Raw genomic sequence first — 18,956 nt, forward strand, 5'->3', positions numbered from 1 at the left:
TCTGAAATCAGGCGCGAAAGTCTGGAGATGTGACGGCGCAGGGATTTCTGATAGTGCCTTCCCCCGCCGCCGGAGGAAGGCAAAGGCGCTAACCGGTTTTCTCGATCATTTTCTGATAGCGGTTAAGCCATTTACCGCTGTTGAGCCGCCACCAGAAGAAAATCCCGCGCACCGTCCAGTCCAGGAACATCCCGAGCCAGACGCCGGTCACGCCCATCCCGAACTGGATGCCGAGCAGATAACCGACCACCACGCGCGCACCCCACATGCTGAACATTGACACGTACATGGTATAACGCGCATCGCGGGCGCCTTTAAGCCCGGCGGGCAACACCCAGGAGGCGGCCCAGAGCGGCATAAACAGTGCATTCAGCCAGAGCAGATGCTTCGTCACATTAATCACTTCCGGATCGCTGGTGTAGAAACGCGCCAGCAGCCCTGCCAGCGGCACCGTCAACAGCGCAATGGCACTCAGACAGGCCGTTGCCAGCCAGAATACATGCCGCACCTGACGCTCCGCCTGGAACACCTGATTCCTGCCCAGACGGGTGCCGGTGATAATGGTCGACGCCGACCCCAGCGCATTGCCCGGCAGGTTAATCAGGGACGCCACCGAGAAAGCGATAAAGTTACCGGCAATCTCGCTGGTGCCCATGCCCGCGACAAAGACCTGAGTCAGCAGTTTACCGCCGTTGAACAGCACGGACTCGATACTGGCAGGCACGCCGATCCCCAGCACTTCCATCAGGATGCTGCTGTTCCAGCGCCGGAAGTAGCTCGACAGCGTGATTTTCAGCGAGGCGTTGAAGCCGATCATCAGCACATAGATCACCGCAATCGCCCCGATATAACGGGTGATGGTCAGCCCGAGTCCGGCCCCGACAAAACCTAAACCGTCCCATGAGAAGCAGCCGTAGATCAGCACGCTACTGATGATGATATTAAGGATGTTCATGCCGCCGTTTATCAGCATCGGGATTTTGGTGTTTCCTGCGCCCCGCAGCGCCCCGCTGCCGATCAGGGTAATGGCCGCCGCCGGATAGCTCCAGGCGGAGGTCTGCAGGTAGCTGAGCGCCAGGGCTTTCACTTTCGGGTCTGCGGCCCCCGCTATCGCATCAACAATCAGATGGCCCCAGAACTCAATAGCGATGACCAGCACAAAGGCGAAGATTGTCATCATGGCCAGCGACTGGCGCGTGGCGGCCCGCGCCCGCTTACCGTTGCGTTTGGCGAGGCTGAATGCCACCACGACCGTGGTGCCCAGATCGATAGCGGCAAAGAAAGAGATAATCACCATGTTGAAGCTGTCGGCCAGACCCACGCCCGCCATCGCCTCTTTACCCAGCCAGCTGACCAGGAAGGTGCTCAGCACACCCATCAACAACACACAGGCGTTCTCGAAAAAGATAGGCACTGCCAGTGGCGATATTTCACGCCAGTAGAGCGTGCGATAAGAGCGGCGTTTCGGATACCACGCCGTGCGTCTGATCGCCTGCATCACTGCTACGCCGGGATTTTGCAAAGGATTACCAAATCAGAAGAGACTGACGAGATATTATGATGATAGGGGTCAGAGAAATATGCAAAGTCTTTCCGGTGGAAATTAATCATAGTTACAAACTTTTTAGGGTCGTACCGGCAGATTCTGTCGCGGTGCGCTGCCAGCTTCAGTCGGCCTGACGATTTCCCTGCCGTGACGCTGTGTTACCTGACGTTGATGTTACGGCGTATTGAGTGTCCTGCTGCTGCTTCAGGGGGCATTTTCCTCCCTGGATCCTAAAGGTTTCCTTAACGACTTTTTATGTTCTCTTTTCTGCCGTCGCGTCGCGCTGCTCAGATAACGCCCGGCTTCAGCACAAAATTAAAGCAACTCAATATTCTTCACCAATCCCGGCAACAAACCCGCTAAGCTTGGGGCAAATCGCGGAAAAAAATGGAAGGAGAAACCATGCCGACACAACGGAAAAACCTGACCAGCCAGCAGGCGCTGGATGAACTTGAACGCCTGTACGAGGGGGCTGTTGAGGCGCTGCGCGCGGCGATTAAAGCCTTTACGGAAAACGGCACACTGCCCGATGCCGACAAGCGGGCGCAGGGGCTCTTTGTTTATCCGGAGCTGCGCATCACCTGGCACGGCGAAGGGCCGCAGCAGAACCGCACGCGCGCCTGGGGACGCTTTACTCATACCGGCAGTTACAGCACCACCATCACCCGTCCGGCACTGCTGCGTCACTATATTGCGGAACAGCTTCAGATGCTGGAGAAGGAGTATCAGCTGGAGATTGCCGTGGTGCCATCCAGCCAGGAGATCCCCTATCCTTATGTGATCGACGGTTCCGATCTCTCCCTGGATCGCACCATGAGCGCCGGTATTGCGCGCCATTTTCCGACCACCGAGCTGTCACAGATTGGCGATGAGACGACCGATGGCCTGTTCCACGCAGATGCCCAGTTCCCGCTGTCGCACTTCGACGCGCTGCGCACCGACTTCTCGCTGGCCCGTCTGCGTCACTACACCGGCACCAGCGTAGAGCACTTCCAGCCGTTTGTGCTGTTCACCAACTACACCCGTTATGTCGATGAGTTTGTGCGCTGGGCGATTGAGCAGGTACGCGATCCCAATACCCCGTACGACAGCCTGGCCTGTGCCGGTGATGTGGTGCTGACCGCCGACACTGCCGACAGCGAGTCGATGCTTTCGGATCTGGCGTGGAAGAAGCATCAGATGCCCGCCTGGCACCTGACGTCACCGAATCGCCGTGGTATCACGCTGATTAACATTGGCGTCGGCCCGTCGAATGCCAAAACCATCTGCGACCATCTTGCCGTCATGCGTCCGCACGCCTGGCTGATGATTGGTCACTGTGGTGGCCTGCGCGAGAGCCAGCGGATTGGTGATTATGTACTGGCCCACGCCTATCTGCGTGACGACCATGTGCTGGATAGCGTGCTGCCGCCGGATATTCCGGTCCCAAGCATCGCCGAAGTGCAGCGCGCGCTCTATGACGCCACCAAAGCGGTGAGCAACATGCCAGGCGAAGAGGTGAAGCAGCGGCTGCGCACCGGCACTGTAGTGACCACGGATGACCGTAACTGGGAGCTGCGCTACTCGGCGTCGGCGCTGCGCTTCAACCTGAGCCGCGCGGTCGCGGTAGATATGGAGAGCGCCACCATTGCCGCCCAGGGCTATCGCTTCCGTGTGCCTTACGGCACGCTACTGTGCGTTTCCGATAAGCCGCTGCACGGTGAGATCAAGCTGCCGGGTCAGGCAAACCGTTTCTATGAGGGTGCGATTTCAGAGCATCTGCAGATTGGTATCCATGCGGTTGAGCTGCTGCGGGCTGAAGGCGATAAGCTGCATTCCCGTAAGTTGCGGACCTTTAACGAGCCGCCATTCCGGTAAGATTTTGCTGCTGGCGAGGGTTCGTCTGGCGGCGGTGCAGGGTTGTTGCCTGAACGGGCGTTAAGCGGGTTTCGTTCGCGTGGTGAAGGGGGCCGTTTCGGGCCCGCTTCAGCAGGCGACCGACAAGGGGGCGCCGGTCGCCGCGTCCCCCTGCCCCCGGCTCCGGCCTGCAACACCGCCGCTTCGCGCTCCCTCTGCCTTTTCCGGATTTCTCACGGACCGGCGGAACCCGTCATCCCTGGCGCGAACCTGCCGCTTCGCGACATCCCTGGCCCGCATCCGCTCAGCGGCTCTGACGGCCCCCCAACCCTTCCGCAGTTATCGCTGATTATCATGCTGAACTCTTTATCGCGGTGAATTTCCGGCTCTGACTCTGGCTTCCAACCCAGCACCAAATTAAACCTGAAAGTATGACTGGCGGGAATTATGATAGGCGTTCGCCTATCCGGGCGAGCTGAAACGCATCCACGACCGACATGCGAAAGAGGCGCAGCGCAAATCCGTAGCCAGATGAATGCGCTGTGAACCATGATGCTCTCTCGTTTATCGTAATCAGAAACCATCATTACCGGGTTTATTAAAAAAAAGCCCATAACCTTTCGGTAATGGGCATACTTCTTTTTTATTATTCAACAAACTTTCCCTGAGCGTTGGCTTGTGATATTAATTTTATACTCATCTCTGCATACCAAAAGGTACGATTAAAGTACGGTGATGGATATAATACGTTATTTCTCTGTAGGATTATTAAGTTGCAAGGTCAAATTAATGTAGAGTAACGAAAAATGTAAGGACACGTTTATGAAAGAAACTATGTTGCCTGCCAGGCTTATCAGAATGTTTGAAAGCGATCCTGTTGTTGGCTGGGGAGTGAAAGATACTCAGTCCCGATTTATTTATGTCAATAATACCTTTAAGAGCTGGCAAACGCTTTCAACACGATTTGACTATGAAGGTCGCCATATCAGGGATATTCCTGCGCCGGTCGCAGAGTTTGCTGACCTTTTCAGCCAGCAGGAAAGAGAGATTGAAAAAACGGGTCTGGCAGTCAGAGCCATTACCACTCACATACAGGGCAAAGAAAAGATCATGCAGCCTGTATACAGCGTTCAGGAGCCACTCTACGACGACGCACAGCACTGCATAGGTACGCTGGTCAGCGTCAGGCCTGTGAGGATTATCACACCAGGCGCCTTACTCGACGGTAAAATCATTCAGCATGCGACTTTTGAATCGCCCTCATCCATTTTCACCGAAAAAGAGTGGGAAGTCGTGTATCTGCTGGTCTGTGGTATGAGCATAAAAGAGATAAGCAGCATACTGGGGGTTTCAGCAGACGCCATTAATGGCAGATTAAGAAGTTGTTACAGAAAGACTAACCTGAACTCGCTTGCCACGCTGATTGGGTATTGTCGTGATAATCAGTTAGATCACTATATTCCACCGTTTTTCCTGAAGAAAGGCCATATTATAATAAAAGGATGAACAGATGTTCTCAAAGCTGGACCCTGTTAAATATTACTTTGATAACTCACGCTTTGGCTGGGCTATAAAAAATAGCGCCTCACGTTATGTTTATGCGAACAGCATTGCACACCGCTATTTCAACATTCCGTCAGGAACAATAGCAGGAACATTTGATACCGACCTGACGCCAGATATCAGCGATTATTATCATCATTTTCTGCATGACGATAAAAAGATCCTCAAAACAAAAGAAATGAGCATTGTTCTTAAAACTTTCGAATATGGAAGAGAAAACAGGCTGAAAACCTTTATGGTCGAGAAACGCCCGTGGACGTTGAGTGACGGAAGCGACGCTATTATCTGCACCTACCTTGAGATCACCAATCTTTACTTTTCAACGTTTCTGAGACCACGCGGAAGAAAACCCTTTGTCTTTACCCGGCCCGCGAAAACCTTCACCGACAGAGAATGGGAAGTGATTCTGTTGCTGTTTTGTGGGGTAAAGCAGAACCTTATGCCGGAGATTCTGGGCATCAGTGCTCCGGCCCTTCGCAACCGGCTTATACGCTGTTACGACAAAACAGGTGTGACTAACATCGCTGCATTAAAGCAGCATTGTATGCAGGAGGGGTGGGATAACTACATTCCCCCTTTTTTTCTGAACAAAGGACATGTGCTGATGACCTGAGGCACAGAGAGTGGGTTTGTTCGCTGCGCAAACGGGCTATGAGGAAGGTTTCGTTCGCCTGAGCAGCTTCAGTAACGCCTCAGCAGGCGACCGGTAAGGGGGCGCCAGTCGCCGCGCCCCCTGACCCCGGGCTCCGGCCTGCATCACTGCCGCTTCGCGCTCCCTTCGCTTCTTCCGGATTTATCACGGCGCGTCCGGACGGTCCGCAGCCCGCAGGGTGTGACGAGGGCACCCCGCTTCGCGGGGCGCAGTGGCAGCCGGACGCCGGGATTGTTAAGGGGCGGGCGCCAGCCCGATGTAAACGAAGCCCCTGCGCTGCGCCCCAGCGTAATGTTCCCCTGCCGCCAGGCATCACTCAGGCACTCAGCCATCCCAGCTTAATCACAAACAGAATCGACAGGATCACCAGCGCCGCATTCACCTCTTTCGCACGACCGCTCAGCAGCTTCACCAGCGTCCAGGTGATAAAACCAAACGCGATGCCGTTTGCGATTGAATAGGTCAGCGGCATGGTCAGCGCCGTCACCGTAACCGGCGCGGCGGTGGTGATATCTTTCCAGTCAATTTCGGCCAGGCCCGATGCCATCAGCACCGCCACAAACAGCAGCGCAGGCGCGGTGGCATAGACCGGTACGCTTGACGCCAGCGGCGAGAAAAACAGCGCCAGCAGGAAGAGTACGGCGACCACGATCGCCGTCAGGCCGGTGCGGCCACCTGCACTCACGCCCGCCGCCGATTCCACATAACTGGTGGTGGTCGAAGTACCCAGCAGTGAGCCAAACAGCGCAGCCGCACTGTCAGCAATCAGCGCACGGCCCATCTTCGGCACGTTACCCTGCTCATCCGCCAGTCCGGCGCGTTTGGTCACGCCCAGCAGCGTCCCGGTGTTATCAAACACATCCACGAACAGGAAAGCAAAAATCACGCTGACCAGACCGACGTTAAACGCACCCGCGATATCAAGCTGCATAAAAGTTGGCGCAATCGACGGCGGTGCAGAGAAGACACCGGCAAACGGCGACAGGCCGATGCCCATAGAAATAAAGGTGACCAGCAGAATACCGATCAGTACCGCCCCCGTTACGCGACGGGCTTCCAGCACCACGATGACAATAAAGCCGAGCATCGCCAGCAGCGGCCCCGGTTTGGTCAGATCGCCAATGCCCACCAGCGTCGCCGGGTTATCAACGACAATGCCCGCACCTTCCAGCGCAATAATCGCCAGGAACAGGCCGATACCGGCACCAATCCCGGCGCGCAACGGCAGCGGAATACTGGTAATAATCCACTCACGGATTTTAAACAGCGACATCGCAAAGAAGATCACTGCCGAGAGGAATACGGCGCCCAGGGCAACCTGCCAGGTGTAGCCCATATGCAGCACCACGGTGTAGGTGAAGAACGCGTTCAGCCCCATGCCGGGCGCCAGCGCAATCGGGTAGTTGGCGATCAGGCCCATCAGTAAACAGCCAATCGCCGCGGCCAGGCAGGTGGCGACAAATACCGCGCCCTTATCCATGCCGGTCGCGCCCAGAATGCTCGGGTTTACAAACAGAATATAAGCCATCGCCAGGAAGGTCGTGAACCCGGCGATAATTTCGGTACGAACCGTGGTGTTATGCGCTTTGAGTTTGAATAGTTTTTCTAACATCATCATCTCTCGATACAGGAGACAGCCGTCTCTCTTGCCAAAGGGGGTTGCATGCTGATTATTCTGTTTCCGGGAAAGGGAGAGCGGCCGCTGCATACTGACAAACCGATTTCGCCTGACATCCGTGACTAACCCACTGCCAAAAGCAATTGCCATGCCATCTTACGACGCAATCGATTACCTGGCAGGGCCGGAGAAGCCTGAGACAATTCCGAGCCAAAACGAGGCGCGATTATGGTGCAATGCACCGTTCCTGCGCAATCGTTTTCCTGCGACGGATGCGCACCCCCTGAAAACTCTGCGTCAGCGCACGCTTCTGCACTCTCACAGGCGAAGCTGGTCACGTTTCAGCACGCTCGCTAAGCAACCTTTTCTGGCCTGTGTAGACTCCAGAATTAACTCTTTCGCAACATTGAGGCCGCGCCATGAAGCCAGCGATTTTGGTGGTGGATGATGATCCTGCCGTCTGCGATGTCCTGCAGGATGCGTTAAGTGAACATCTGCTAACGGTTTACCGCTGTCATCAGGGACGAGAGGCGCTGTTGATGCTCAGCAACCACCCGGAAATCTCGCTGGTGATGCTGGACATGATGCTGCCCGACACCAACGGGCTGCTGGTACTGCAGGAGCTGCACCGGCAGCGGCCGGAGGTGCTGGTGATTATGCTTACCGGTATGGGATCGGAAGCAGAAATGGTGGTGGGCCTGGAGATGGGCGCAGATGACTATATTGCGAAACCCTTTAATCCCCGCGTGGTGGTGGCGCGCGCCCGGGCGGCTCTGCGGCGCAGCGAGCGGACGGCATTAGCCGATCCCGGCCAGACGGGCTGGCGGTTTGGTGGCTGGCAACTGGACGATGGACGCTGCCAGCTGTTTAATCCGCAGCGCGAGCTGGTGCCGCTGACCCAGGGAGAGTACAGCCTGCTGCGGGCGCTGGTTCGCCACGCCCGCAAGGTACTGACCCGCGATCAGCTGCTGGAGCTGACCCATAGCGAGAGCCTTGATGTGTTTGACCGCACCATCGATGTGCTGATCATGCGGCTGCGGCGGAAAATCGAAACCAACCCCCATCAGCCGGATCTGATCCGCACCATCCGCGGGCTGGGCTATGTCTTCTCGGCGGATGTAGTCAGGCCGGAGATCGCGTCGCGCGCCAGCCAGATCGCCTGAATCAGCGCGGGCCTGAACACAGCCTGCCCGCGGCTAGCCCTCAAGCGTTCCCCCCCACGCGCGCGGTACCAGATCGGCATGAGCCTCCCCGCTTTCAATCACTGTCAGGATCTTTTCCGCGACCCGGCCGGGAGTATGCGCAAAGCCTGCACCCTGCTGCGCCTGTGCCATCGCCGCATCCTGCCCTGAGGATACCGACTGATAAAATTCCGTGTCAGTCATAAACGGATAGAGGGTGGACACCCTAATCCCGGCGTCAGCCAGCTCCAGCCTGGCCACGTCTGAGAGCTCGTTCAGCCCCGCTTTGGAACTGGTGTAGGCCGCCGAACCCGGATAGGTTGCCAGCGTTGCCCCGGAACTGATGTTGACAATGTGGCCTGCGCCCTGACGTCGCATCACGGGGATCACGGCCTGCATCATCATCAGCGGGGCCACCAGGTTCAGGTCGAGTAGCGCCCTGAACCGCGGGATATCAATCTCCTCAACCGCTGCATACAGCTCCTGCCCGGCATTGTTGATCAGCACATCGATCCGGCCAAAGCGTGCCACGCCCTCCCTGACAGCATGATCAATCTGGTCAGCATCGGTCACATCGCAGGTGAGCGCCAGCGCAGACGCTCCGGCCAGGGCATCCAGACGTGTTTTACGCCGCCCCAGCAGGATTACCCGCGCACCCGCCTGTAACGCCGCATGGGCGGTGGCTTCCCAGATACCCGACGAAGCGCCGGTAATCACGATCACGGATTCGTTAATATTCATCTCTTCTCCCCGCCATACACATTCAGAAAGCCAGCGTACTCCTCAGCGGATTGCGTGGCGGCTGCAATCCTGCCTAAAATTTGCCTGTTCCTGCTTTTTCACCCATTCTGGCACCGCGTGCCGGGGAGATCGGAGATGACCGGGCTTGAAGCGTTAAGAGAGGCGGTACTGACCTGTGTGGCGGATGACCTGACGACAACCGCGATTCCGCGCGTCGATCTCTATCGCGTCAGTCAGCCCATCGCCCTGCCACCAGCAATCTACCCGCCGTTCGTCAGCCTGATCCTCCAGGGTGAGAAAAGGCTTCAGGTGGGCAATCAGTCAATTCGCTATTGCGCAGGAGAGAGCTTTACCGCGTTGTGCGATCTGCCCGCGACGGGTGAAATCACCGATGCCAGCGAAGCGTCACCCTATCTGGCCGCGCGTCTGACACTCGATTTTGCGGCCATCCGCGATCTGCTTCAGCAGATGCCCGCGACCGATTTTTCCGGGACGTCACACGGCATCGCCGTCCATAAGGTGGAGGATGCGCTGGCGGATGCCTGGCTGCGGATGGTGCGTCTGCTGGCAAAACCGGATGAGCTGCGGGTGATGGCCCCGCTGGTGGAGCGCGAAATCCTCTTTCGGCTGTTGCAGGGGCCGCAGGGTGGACTGCTGCGCCAGGCGGCGGCGGTGAACGGCCATTTCACAAACATTCGCAAGGTGCTGCTCTGGCTGAGAACGCACTATGCCACTGCCTGCCGTATGGAAGAACTGGCGGCGATCGCGGGCATGAGCCTCTCTGCTTTTCATCGCGGCTTTCGCGCCAGCACCGGGCTTTCTCCCCTGCAGTATCAGAAACAGCTCAGGCTCTATGCGGCGCGAAAAACACTGGCGCGGCATCCCGGAAACGTCGCCACCGTGGCAGCCGATGTGGGCTATCAGAGCCTGACGCAGTTTACCCGGGAATATACCCGCCTGTTCGGCCTGCCCCCTGCCCGCAGCCTCAGGCTGTTCAGGCAGAACGGCACAGATTCCCGCCGGTGAGCCGCGCGTGAAACTGGCGCCGCAGCACTGCGCACGCCCAGGCCTTGCATGTTGTCTCAGAAAAAACCGTGCGAATAGTCGTTACAGAGCAGCCAGCGTGGTGCCTCATCTTCGTCCAGCGGATTGAAACGGGCCAGCGGCGTCAGAAAGACATTGTCATTTTCGTCGTCGTTGGGCATCGATACCTCGCCCACCAGCACGTCGCCGTAGCCGCGCTCTCCCCAGAAACTGTGCCAGACGCCCGCCTCCAGCGTCACACTTTCACCCGGCGAGAGCCGCAGCTGTGAACCGGCCGCGTGTGTCTGGCGCTGGCCATCCAGCGACACCGCTACCGGTGAATCCGCCAGTCTGTCCCCTTCCCGGTTATGCAGTTCGACGATCAGATTCCCGCCGCCGCGGTTGATGATGTCCTCCATCTTGCGTGGATGATAGTGCATCGGCGTGAGCTGCCCTTCGCGGACGTGCATGATCTTCTCAGCGTAGGGTTTATGCCAGGGTCGTCCACCCGGCGAGCCGTTACGCAGGGTAAACAGCGTCAGCCCGGTCTGCAGGAAATCTGCCGCGCCAAAGCTGGTGAGATCCCAGCCCAGCCGCAGCGCCAGAATCTCCTGCATCACATCAGGATCGCGGGTGCGCCACTGGCTCAATCCGTAGTCGGCCCACGGCGGCAGATGGACATCCTGCTGCCGGAAAAACTCGCGGGTCTGTTGCAGGTAGTGATTGACCGCTGAACGTTGCATGATTGCCTCCTGAGGGCGGCACCCGGCGGTGCCGCCCCGTCCCTTATTTCACCGTCCAGCCCTGATAGCTGCCGACGTTATCGCGATCGATCAGCTTCACGGGGATCAGTACCGGCTTATCCGGCGCCGGTTTACCCTGCAGGATGTCATAGCCAATCTCCACCGCTTTGGCCGCCATCACCTGCGGATCCTGTGCCGGTGTCGCCACGAACAGCGAGTTTTTGCGCTTCAGCGCCTCTTCACCGTCCGGCGAACCATCGACGCCGACGATAAAGAATTCGCTGCGCTGCGCCTGTTTCGCTGCTAAATCAGCCCCGATAGCCGTGGGGTCGTTGATCGCAAACACCGCATCGATTTTGGGATTGGCGGAGAGCAGCCCGGTCATCACCTCCAGGCCGCCTTCACGACTGCCTTTGGCGTTCTGGTTGTAAGAGAGCAGCTTGATATCAGGATGGGTTTTCAGCTCGTTCATGCACCCTTCCACACGGTTCTGCACCGCCGAGACCGGTGGCCCGTTGATAATCACCACATTGCCTTTGGCCTTCAGGCGGTCCGAGATGTATTTACAGGCCATCGCGCCCGCCTGGGTGTTGTCGGAGGTGATGGTCGCATTGGCACCATCGGCCGCCACGTCCACGGCCACTACCACGATCCCGGCGTCACGCGCCCGCTTCACCGCCGGGGCGATCCCTTTGGAGTCCGCAGCGTTGAGGATAATCATGTCCACTTTCGCCGCAATGAAGTTGTCGATCTGGCCGACCTGCTGGCCGAGGTCGTAGCCGCTGGAGACCAGCGTCACATTCACTTTATCGCCCGCCAGCTGACGCGCCTTCATCTCCGCGCCTTTGGTGATCTGCACGAAGAAGGGGTTAGCCAGATCGCCGACCGTGACGCCGATAGATTTAAGTTCTTTTGCCTGAGCCAGGCCGGAACTGAAGAGCGTTGCCGCCAGCAGCCCGGTTACAATCGGATTAAAACGCATAGACCTTCTCCTGCTGTTTTCAGAGTGCCAACCACTTAATGGCGTTTGGACCGGGGCTGACACGGCTTCACGCGTCCGCCCTGTTAAATCTCAGCTCACATGGTGACGGGTACGGTATTTGTCGATCAGCACCGCAATGATGATCACCGCCCCCTTGATCACCAGCTGCCAGAAATAGGAGACGCCCATCAGCGTCATGCCGTTGTTCAGCGTGGCGATAATCAGCGCGCCAATCAGCGTGCCGGTGATGGTGCCGATCCCGCCGACAAAACTGGTGCCGCCGAGGATCACCGCCGCAATCGCATCGAGCTCATAACCGACGCCGAGGTTCCCGTTGGCACTGTACAGCCGCGAGGCGCTCATTAAGCCCCCCAGCCCCGACAGCAGACCGCTCATGCCGTAGACAAACAGCAGCACGACGCCCACCTTGATGCCGGTCAGCCGCGCAGCCTGGATATTGCCACCTACCGCGTAGATATGGACGCCCAGCGTGGTGCGGCGCAGGATAAACCAGCAGATGGCGATGACCGCAAAGGCGATCACAATCAGCCACGGCACCGGGCCGAGATAGCCATTGCCGATCCACTCGAAGTTAATATCGGAGTTGATCACCGTGGTGCCGTTCGCCAGCAGGTAGGCGGCGCCGCGCAGCGCGGTGTAGGTGCCGAGCGTCACAATAAAGGGCGGCAGGCCGGCCCAGGCGACCAGGATGCCGTTGAACAGCCCCATGATCAGGCCCGCCCCCAGCGCCATCGGGATAGTCAGGGAGGCAAGCATCGGGTCGAGCGATGCCACCAGCGCCACCACCGCCGTCGTCCCCAGCATCGACCCCACCGACAGGTCGATGCCGCCGGTCAGGATCACAAAGGTCATGCCTGCCGCCAGCACGATGTTGATGGAGGCCTGGCGGGTAATATTGAGCAGGTTCGCTTCGGTAAAGAAATTGGGGGTGATAAAGCCAAACACCGCGACAATCAGGATAAGAATCGGCAGGATCCCCACCGTTTGCAGCAGGTCGCCCATCAGGGCTCGTTTCAGCGTTGGCGCTTTGGTGCGGGCCAGTTGAGTCATCGTGGTCTCCTTAAACTTCGCTGGCAGACGCGCTGTGCGCACCGGTTGCCAGCGTCATAATATTTTCCTGACTGATGTGACTGCCCTCCAGCTCACCGACGATGGTGCCTTCATGCATCACGTAAACGCGGTCGCTCATCCCGACCACTTCCGGCAGCTCACTGGAGATCATCAGAATTGCCACGCCCTGCCGCGCCATCTGCTGCATCATCCGGTAGATTTCGCTTTTGGCGCCGACATCAACGCCTCGGGTCGGCTCATCCAGGATCAGAATGCGCGGCCCGATGGCTACCCAGCGTGAGATCAGCAACTTCTGCTGATTGCCGCCTGACAGGCCGCCCGCCCGGACCTGCGCATGCGGCACGCGAATATTGAGCGAGGCGATCGCCTCAGAGGCGATGCTCTGGCCTTTGCGGCGATTGAGCATCCCGTAACTGGCATCCCGCTCCAGCGTCGCCATCACGATGTTCTCCTGCGCCGCCATCTCCAGAAACAGCCCCTGCTCTTTGCGGTTTTCGGTGAGGAAGCCGATGCCGCGTGCAATCGCGTCGCGCGGCGACTGGATGGTGACCTTCTCACCGTCGATCCAGATCTCACCCTCCTTCGGCTTGTGAACCCCGAAGATCAGCTGCGCCAGTTCGCTGCGACCCGCGCCCACCAGCCCGGCCAGTGCCACGATCTCCCCGGCCCGCACCGCCAGACTGCTGGGGTGCACTTTGCCGCCGTCGGTCAGATGATTGACCGCCAGCCGGATATCACCGAAAGCGATGGTGCGGTCTTTGTTAAACAGGTCGCTGAGCGGCCGTCCCACCATCATCCGCACCAGTTCGCTGGCGTTAAGCTGCTCCCGCGTCAGGCTGCCGACATACTCCCCGTCGCGCAGCACGCTGACGCGGTCGGACAGCTCATACACCTCCGCCATGCGGTGGCTGATGTAGATGATGGCCATACCATCGCTGCGCAGCCGTTTGATCAGCGCAAAGAGCTGTTCGGTTTCCCGGTTGGAGAGCGCGGCGGTCGGCTCATCCATCACCAGAATGCGGCTGTTGCGCTGCAGCGCGCGGGCGATCTCTACCTGCTGCTGCTCGGCAATGCTCAGCCGGCTGACGAGATCCCAGGCGCTGAACTGCGCACCGAGCCGGTCGATGACCCGCTGCGCCTCCTCCGCCATCGCCCGCCGTCTGACCAGCCCACCCGGCGCGATTTCGCTGCCCAGAAAGATGTTCTCCGCCACCGTCAGGTTAGGTGCCAGGTTGATCTCCTGATAAATCAGGGTGATCCCGGCGGCCAGCGCCTCTTTCGGCCCTTTCAGGGCGTAAGGCCGGCCCTCAATAAGGATTTCCCCGCTGCTGGCGGTATAGGCACCGGCCAGAATCTTCATTAACGTGCTTTTTCCTGCGCCGTTCTCCCCCATCAGCGCGTGAACCTCACCAGGATAAACGGTGAGATCGACGCCCTTCAGGGCATAAAAGCTGCCGAAGCGCCGGGTAATACCCCGCATTTCCAGTATGGGTCTGGCTGTCATCGCCTCGCTCCTGCCGACTGTGAATAGCCGCCAGTAAAGCAACGCCAGATAAATGGAAAATGTCAGCGGCCGTTCATATTTGTCATAAAGCGCGGCCTGACCGCTCCTATACTCGGCCCACTGTTGCAGTGATAAAGAGGTCGTGGGATGCAGCACAGTTATCCGTGGCAGGCCGGGGCGCGTGGGCGCCTGTTGCTGTTTAATCTGCTGGTAGTGCTGGTCACGCTGATGGTGAGCGTGGTGGCGATCGTGGGCTTCCGCCACGCCGGGGCGATTCAGGAGCAGGCGCAGGCACAGACGCTGGCAGACATGAACGGCAGCCTGGCGCTGGCGCGGGACACCGCCAACGTCGCGACGGCGGCGGTCCGGCTGTCGCAGGTGGTCGGGGCGCTGGAGTATCAGAGCGAATCGCAGCGGCTGCAGCAGAATCAGCGGGCGCTGCAGCAGTCGCTGAGCCTGCTGGCCAGCGCGCCGCTGGCGGCCCGTCAGCCCGAGCGCCTCGCCCGGATCCGCGCCCGCAGCCTGATGCTGGAACAGACCATTAACCGCCTGCTGCTGACCGGCCATCAGCGCCATCTGCAGCGCAACACGATGCTGAGCGATCTCTGGCAGGCACAGATTCTGCTCAATCATATCGGCCTGCTGGTGCAGCGGGAACAGCGGACCCTGCCGGATGCCGCGCTGCGCGAGCAGACTGAACGGCTGATTACGATCGCGATCCGCACGCCCTCGCCGATCGCGGTCATTGAGCAGCTTCAGCAGCTGATGACCGCGTGGCGGGCCGTGCCACTGGCTGGCGTAACCGGCGAGAAAGTCGGGCGACTGCTGGAGACGCAGCAGCGTCTGCTGCCGCTGGCGGAAGCCCTGGAGCAGAGCGACCTGGCGATCGCTTACGCCACCTACCGGATTAAAGCACTGGTGGCGATGCTGAATGAGGATATCAGCGCCTCGGTGCAGCAGGTGGCGCTGCAGAGCGAGGCGCGGACGCTGGCCACCCATCGCGAGCTGGATTCAATCATCGGCTTTATCGCGCTGTTTGTGCTGCTGGCACTGGCGATCACCGGCTATGCCGGGATCTATATCTACCGCAACCTCGGTTCAGGTCTGACGGCGATTGCCGGTGCGATGACGCGGCTGGCCCAGGGCGAGCAGAACGTCAGCGTTCCGGGGGTGCAACGCCGCGATGAGCTGGGCGAGCTGGCGCGCGCCTTCAACGTCTTTGCGCGCAATACCGCCTCGCTGGCGCACACCTCGCGGCTGCTGAAGGAGAAGAGTAACCAGCTGGAATCGACGTTTCTGGCGATGCGCGACGGCTTCGCCCTGTTCGACAATGGCGGTCAGCTGGTGGTGTGGAACGCTCAGTACGCGGAGCTGCTCGGCATTGCGCCACGCGCGCTGCATCGCGGCGTCCACTATCAGCAGCTGCTGGCCCCGCTGGCGGTGGATCTGCACGATCCGGGTGAACCGCAGGAGATCCGGCTGGCCGATGGCCGCACGCTGGAGCTGCGCTTCAGCCCGATCCCGCGCCGGGGCATGGTCAACACCGTGCTGGATCGCACCTCACGCAAAACCCTGGAAGAGGCACTGCAGCACAGCCAGAAGATGAAGGCGGTCGGGCAGCTGACCGGCGGGCTGGCACACGATTTCAATAATCTGCTGGCGGTGATCATCGGCAGCCTGGCGCTGACCGAGGGCCAGCCGATGCCCGGTCCGCTGGCCAGCCGCATTGAGCGGGCGCGTCAGGCCGCCGACCGCGCCGCCCAGCTGACCCAGCGGCTGCTGGCCTTTTCGCGCAAGCAGGCCCTGTTCCCCCGTTCGGTGTCGGTGGTGACGCTGGTGGATAATCTGCAGGGGCTGTTGCAGCACTCATTGCTGCCCGGACAGCAGCTGATTATCGATGCGCAGCGTCCCGGCTGGCCCGCCTGGATCGATGCCGGTCAGCTGGAGAATGCGCTGATGAATCTGGTGGTCAATGCACGCGATGCGATGCACCAGCAGAGCGGTGAAATCCGGCTGCGTATCTGGAACCAGCGCCGGATGGAGGGGGCTGAAAAACGAGACCGCGTCACAATCGAGGTAATCGACCACGGCTGCGGCATGTCTGCTGCCGTGCGCGAACAGGTGTTTGAGCCCTTTTTCACCACCAAAGCGACCGGCAGCGGCAGCGGACTGGGGCTGTCGATGGTCTACGGTTTTGTGCGGCAGTCGGGCGGTCAGATCGAGCTGGAAACCGCACCGGGCCAGGGCACCACGGTCAGACTGCTGTTGCCGCGTGCAGCAGACGCCGCCGTGACTCCGGCGGTCGCCCCGCCCCCGCCTGCGCCCGCCGGGACCGGCAGCAACCGGCTGGTGCTGGTGCTGGATGATGAACCGGCGGTGCGCCAGACCCTGTGCGAGCACCTCCATCAGCTGGGTTATCTGACGCTGGAGTGTGGCGACGGCGAAGAGGCGCTGACGCTGCTGCGGCAGACCCCCGATATTGACCTGCTGATCAGCGACCTGATGCTGCCCGGCGAGATCAACGGCGCAGAGGTGATCCGCCAGGCGCAGCAGAACTGGCCGCAGCTGGCGACACTGCTCATCAGCGGTCAGGATCTGCGCCACCAGCCGGTGACGCTGCCGCTGTGTGAACGGCTGGCAAAACCCTGGCAGCAGGCCCAGCTGGTGCAGGCGCTGCAGCGCGCCTGGCAGCGCAGCGAACGGCTTAATCGCGCGCAGCAGGCTGCCACAGCGGCACCGGCTTCCCGCTGATGTAGCGTTTACGCAGGCGGCTGGAGATCACATCCATCACCATAACCACCACCACCAGAATCAGCGTCAGGAACATTACCACGTCCCAGTTCCACAACCGCATGTTCTCGGCATAGACCAGACCGACCCCGCCCGCGCCGACGAAACCCAGCACCGCCGCCGAGCGGGTGTTGGACTCGATCTGGTAAAGGCTCAGCGCCAGGAACTGCGGGAAAGACTGGGTGAAGATACCGAAGCGGTGCTTCTGCAGGCTGCTGGCTCCGACGGCACTCAGCCCGCGTCCCGGCGAACGCTCCACCGCTTCGTGCCCCTCGGCGTACAGCTTACCGAGCAGACCGACATCCTGCAGGATGATGGCCAGCACCCCGGCCAGCGGCCCCATCCCGACCGCCCGCACGAAGATCAGCCCCCAGATCGCCATGTCGATGCCGCGCAGCACGTCGAACAGACGCCGCATCAGGAACGCCAGCGGTTTAGCGGCGCGGTCGTGCATCACGTTACGCGCCGCCAGAAACGACAGTGGCAGGGCCAGCAGCGAGGCGGTCAGCGTACCGGCAAACACGATCCCCAGGGTGATGCCGACCTGCGACAGATAGTAGCCAAAGGGCCAGCTGGCGAACGCATGCCAGACAAACATCCGCAGAAAATAGCGCCCCAGCTGCTGGCAGCCCGCCAGCAGACGCGACCACTCCAGCCCGAACACCGAGAAGAAAAAGAGGTAGTAGAGCAGCACCGCCAGCGCAATCAGCGCCAGACGACGCAGGTAGCGCGGCTGCGCGGCGAAGAGTGCGCGATGCTGCTGCTTCATCTGCGCGATATCGGGTACGTGGCTGATCATGCGCGATCTCCTGTTACACGGCGACGAAGCTGGCCGGATACGCTATCCAGCAGCGACACGACAATCAGGATCAGCAGCAGCGTGATGCTCACCTGATCGTAGCGATCCAGTTTGATATTGGTCATCAGCTCCTGACCGATTCCACCTGCGCCCACCAGGCCGAGAATGGTCGAGGAGCGGAAGTTAATCTCCAGTCGCATAAAGCTGTAGGAGAGAAAAACCGGCTTAACCTGCGGCCAGAAGGCGAAGCGCATCCGCTGCAGTTTGCTGGCCCCACAGGCCGCCAGACCGCGCACCGGCTTATCGGACGCCGACTCGATCGCCTCATAAAACAGTTTGGTCAGGCTGCCCACCGTGTGCAGCGCCAGCGCCAGGAAGCCGGGAATGGCGCCGATGCCGAACGCCATCACAAACATCACCGCCCACGCCAGCTCCGGCATGGTGCGCAGAAAAGCGACGAACGCACGAATCGCCAGCCGCACGCTGATCGGCGTCTGCGTATTGTCGGCGGCGAAGAACGCCAGCACCGCCGCCACGCCCACTGCCACCAGCGTCGAGGCCAGCGCCAGCTGCAGGGTTTCCCAGATCAGCGGCAGCTGAATGGGCAAGCGATAGCCCCAGTACGCCAGCGAGCCTTCGGTTTTACCGTCGGCAAACAGCAGCGGCAGGTGCAGCACCGGCAGGATCTCATGCAGATAGTCGAAGAAGTGCGGCAGCGACTGCCAGACGGTGAGCAGATTAAACTCGGCGACCCTGCCCGCCGCCAGATAGAGTGCCACCAGCAGCAGCGACCAGATCAGCGTGTCACGTTTCTGCTGACGGCGGATGCGCTGGTAGTAGTGTTCGAATTCAGTCAAAGGGGGATCTCCGGCACAAAAGCCGCGGG

15 protein-coding genes are annotated in these 18,956 nt (G+C 59.9%); 6 read left to right on the forward strand and 9 right to left on the reverse strand.

Annotated features, from left to right (window positions below):
• Window positions 1–88: 88 nt before the first annotated feature.
• Window positions 89–1,498 carry an EmmdR/YeeO family multidrug/toxin efflux MATE transporter gene (locus tag AB1748_RS13035; protein WP_128084378.1) on the reverse strand — a complete coding sequence of 470 codons (1,410 nt, stop codon included), beginning with the start codon at window positions 1,496–1,498 and terminating at the stop codon, window positions 89–91.
• A 450-nt stretch (window positions 1,499–1,948) separates the two neighbouring features.
• On the opposite strand from AB1748_RS13035, the gene AB1748_RS13040 reads away from it, so the two are divergent.
• The 3 genes from AB1748_RS13040 to AB1748_RS13050 all read left to right on the forward strand — a co-directional run bounded on the left by AB1748_RS13040 (window position 1,949) and on the right by AB1748_RS13050 (window position 5,558).
• On the forward strand, window positions 1,949–3,403 hold the full coding sequence (locus AB1748_RS13040; RefSeq protein ID WP_367395579.1) for an AMP nucleosidase: 1,455 nt from the start codon (window positions 1,949–1,951) through the stop codon (window positions 3,401–3,403).
• 801 nt (window positions 3,404–4,204) lie between these two features.
• Window positions 4,205–4,888 carry a helix-turn-helix transcriptional regulator gene (locus AB1748_RS13045; RefSeq protein WP_111141202.1) on the forward strand — a complete coding sequence of 228 codons (684 nt, stop codon included), beginning with the start codon at window positions 4,205–4,207 and terminating at the stop codon, window positions 4,886–4,888.
• A 4-nt stretch (window positions 4,889–4,892) separates the two neighbouring features.
• Window positions 4,893–5,558, forward strand: a complete 666-nt coding sequence (locus tag AB1748_RS13050; RefSeq protein ID WP_111141203.1) for a PAS domain-containing protein — start codon at window positions 4,893–4,895, stop codon at window positions 5,556–5,558.
• 355 nt (window positions 5,559–5,913) lie between these two features.
• Here AB1748_RS13050 and AB1748_RS13055 read toward each other — a convergent pair whose 3' ends face one another.
• Window positions 5,914–7,212, reverse strand: coding sequence for an NCS2 family permease (locus tag AB1748_RS13055; RefSeq protein ID WP_233499003.1), 1,299 nt, complete (start codon window positions 7,210–7,212; stop codon window positions 5,914–5,916).
• Window positions 7,213–7,634: 422 nt separating this feature from the next.
• Here AB1748_RS13055 and AB1748_RS13060 point away from each other — a divergent pair, with 422 nt between their 5' ends.
• Window positions 7,635–8,378 carry a response regulator gene (locus AB1748_RS13060; protein WP_293771513.1) on the forward strand — a complete coding sequence of 248 codons (744 nt, stop codon included), beginning with the start codon at window positions 7,635–7,637 and terminating at the stop codon, window positions 8,376–8,378.
• Between the two features lie 33 nt (window positions 8,379–8,411).
• On the opposite strand, the gene AB1748_RS13065 is transcribed toward AB1748_RS13060, so the two are convergent.
• Entirely contained in the window at window positions 8,412–9,137 is a 726-nt protein-coding gene (locus AB1748_RS13065) for an SDR family oxidoreductase (RefSeq protein WP_367395580.1), read from the reverse strand.
• Between the two features lie 135 nt (window positions 9,138–9,272).
• Here AB1748_RS13065 and AB1748_RS13070 point away from each other — a divergent pair, with 135 nt between their 5' ends.
• Window positions 9,273–10,163, forward strand: coding sequence for an AraC family transcriptional regulator N-terminal domain-containing protein (locus tag AB1748_RS13070; RefSeq protein WP_367395581.1), 891 nt, complete (start codon window positions 9,273–9,275; stop codon window positions 10,161–10,163).
• 56 nt (window positions 10,164–10,219) lie between these two features.
• On the opposite strand, the gene AB1748_RS13075 is transcribed toward AB1748_RS13070, so the two are convergent.
• The 4 genes from AB1748_RS13075 to AB1748_RS13090 form a co-directional block, all read right to left on the reverse strand.
• Window positions 10,220–10,903, reverse strand: a complete 684-nt coding sequence (locus AB1748_RS13075) for a D-lyxose/D-mannose family sugar isomerase (RefSeq protein WP_111141550.1) — start codon at window positions 10,901–10,903, stop codon at window positions 10,220–10,222.
• 43 nt (window positions 10,904–10,946) lie between these two features.
• Window positions 10,947–11,885 (reverse strand): ABC transporter substrate-binding protein, encoded by a 939-nt coding sequence (locus AB1748_RS13080; RefSeq protein ID WP_111141548.1) that lies wholly within the window; start codon window positions 11,883–11,885, stop codon window positions 10,947–10,949.
• Window positions 11,886–11,975: 90 nt separating this feature from the next.
• Window positions 11,976–12,956, reverse strand: coding sequence for a ribose ABC transporter permease (locus tag AB1748_RS13085; protein ID WP_111141546.1), 981 nt, complete (start codon window positions 12,954–12,956; stop codon window positions 11,976–11,978).
• A gap of 10 nt (window positions 12,957–12,966) precedes the next feature.
• Entirely contained in the window at window positions 12,967–14,481 is a 1,515-nt protein-coding gene (locus AB1748_RS13090) for a sugar ABC transporter ATP-binding protein (protein ID WP_367395582.1), read from the reverse strand.
• 147 nt (window positions 14,482–14,628) lie between these two features.
• On the opposite strand from AB1748_RS13090, the gene AB1748_RS13095 reads away from it, so the two are divergent.
• On the forward strand, window positions 14,629–17,232 hold the full coding sequence (locus tag AB1748_RS13095) for an ATP-binding protein (protein ID WP_367395583.1): 2,604 nt from the start codon (window positions 14,629–14,631) through the stop codon (window positions 17,230–17,232).
• Here AB1748_RS13095 and phnE (AB1748_RS13100) read toward each other — a convergent pair.
• Window positions 17,186–18,070, reverse strand: coding sequence for a phosphonate ABC transporter, permease protein PhnE (gene phnE / locus AB1748_RS13100; protein ID WP_111141540.1), 885 nt, complete (start codon window positions 18,068–18,070; stop codon window positions 17,186–17,188). The genes AB1748_RS13095 and phnE (AB1748_RS13100) overlap by 47 nt on opposite strands.
• Window positions 18,067–18,927 carry a phosphonate ABC transporter, permease protein PhnE gene (gene phnE / locus AB1748_RS13105; protein ID WP_111141537.1) on the reverse strand — a complete coding sequence of 287 codons (861 nt, stop codon included), beginning with the start codon at window positions 18,925–18,927 and terminating at the stop codon, window positions 18,067–18,069. Before phnE (AB1748_RS13105) ends, phnE (AB1748_RS13100) begins: the two co-directional genes overlap by 4 nt.
• Window positions 18,928–18,956 lie beyond the last annotated feature (29 nt).

Source organism: Pantoea sp. Ep11b, assembly GCF_040783975.1.
Taxonomy (GTDB): Bacteria; Pseudomonadota; Gammaproteobacteria; order Enterobacterales; family Enterobacteriaceae; genus Pantoea.

Excerpts from the sequence above, each read along its gene's own strand:
- AB1748_RS13035 (WP_128084378.1), bottom strand. The coding sequence starts at position 1,498 with ATGCAGGCGATCAGACGCACGGCGTGGTATCCGAAACGCCGCTCTTAT.
- AB1748_RS13040 (WP_367395579.1), top strand. The coding sequence starts at position 1,949 with ATGCCGACACAACGGAAAAACCTGACCAGCCAGCAGGCGCTGGATGAA.
- AB1748_RS13045 (WP_111141202.1), top strand. The coding sequence starts at position 4,205 with ATGAAAGAAACTATGTTGCCTGCCAGGCTTATCAGAATGTTTGAAAGC.
- AB1748_RS13050 (WP_111141203.1), top strand. The coding sequence starts at position 4,893 with ATGTTCTCAAAGCTGGACCCTGTTAAATATTACTTTGATAACTCACGC.
- AB1748_RS13055 (WP_233499003.1), bottom strand. The coding sequence starts at position 7,212 with ATGATGTTAGAAAAACTATTCAAACTCAAAGCGCATAACACCACGGTT.
- AB1748_RS13060 (WP_293771513.1), top strand. The coding sequence starts at position 7,635 with ATGAAGCCAGCGATTTTGGTGGTGGATGATGATCCTGCCGTCTGCGAT.
- AB1748_RS13065 (WP_367395580.1), bottom strand. The coding sequence starts at position 9,137 with ATGAATATTAACGAATCCGTGATCGTGATTACCGGCGCTTCGTCGGGT.
- AB1748_RS13070 (WP_367395581.1), top strand. The coding sequence starts at position 9,273 with ATGACCGGGCTTGAAGCGTTAAGAGAGGCGGTACTGACCTGTGTGGCG.
- AB1748_RS13075 (WP_111141550.1), bottom strand. The coding sequence starts at position 10,903 with ATGCAACGTTCAGCGGTCAATCACTACCTGCAACAGACCCGCGAGTTT.
- AB1748_RS13080 (WP_111141548.1), bottom strand. The coding sequence starts at position 11,885 with ATGCGTTTTAATCCGATTGTAACCGGGCTGCTGGCGGCAACGCTCTTC.
- AB1748_RS13085 (WP_111141546.1), bottom strand. The coding sequence starts at position 12,956 with ATGACTCAACTGGCCCGCACCAAAGCGCCAACGCTGAAACGAGCCCTG.
- AB1748_RS13090 (WP_367395582.1), bottom strand. The coding sequence starts at position 14,481 with ATGACAGCCAGACCCATACTGGAAATGCGGGGTATTACCCGGCGCTTC.
- AB1748_RS13095 (WP_367395583.1), top strand. The coding sequence starts at position 14,629 with ATGCAGCACAGTTATCCGTGGCAGGCCGGGGCGCGTGGGCGCCTGTTG.
- phnE (WP_111141540.1), bottom strand. The coding sequence starts at position 18,070 with ATGATCAGCCACGTACCCGATATCGCGCAGATGAAGCAGCAGCATCGC.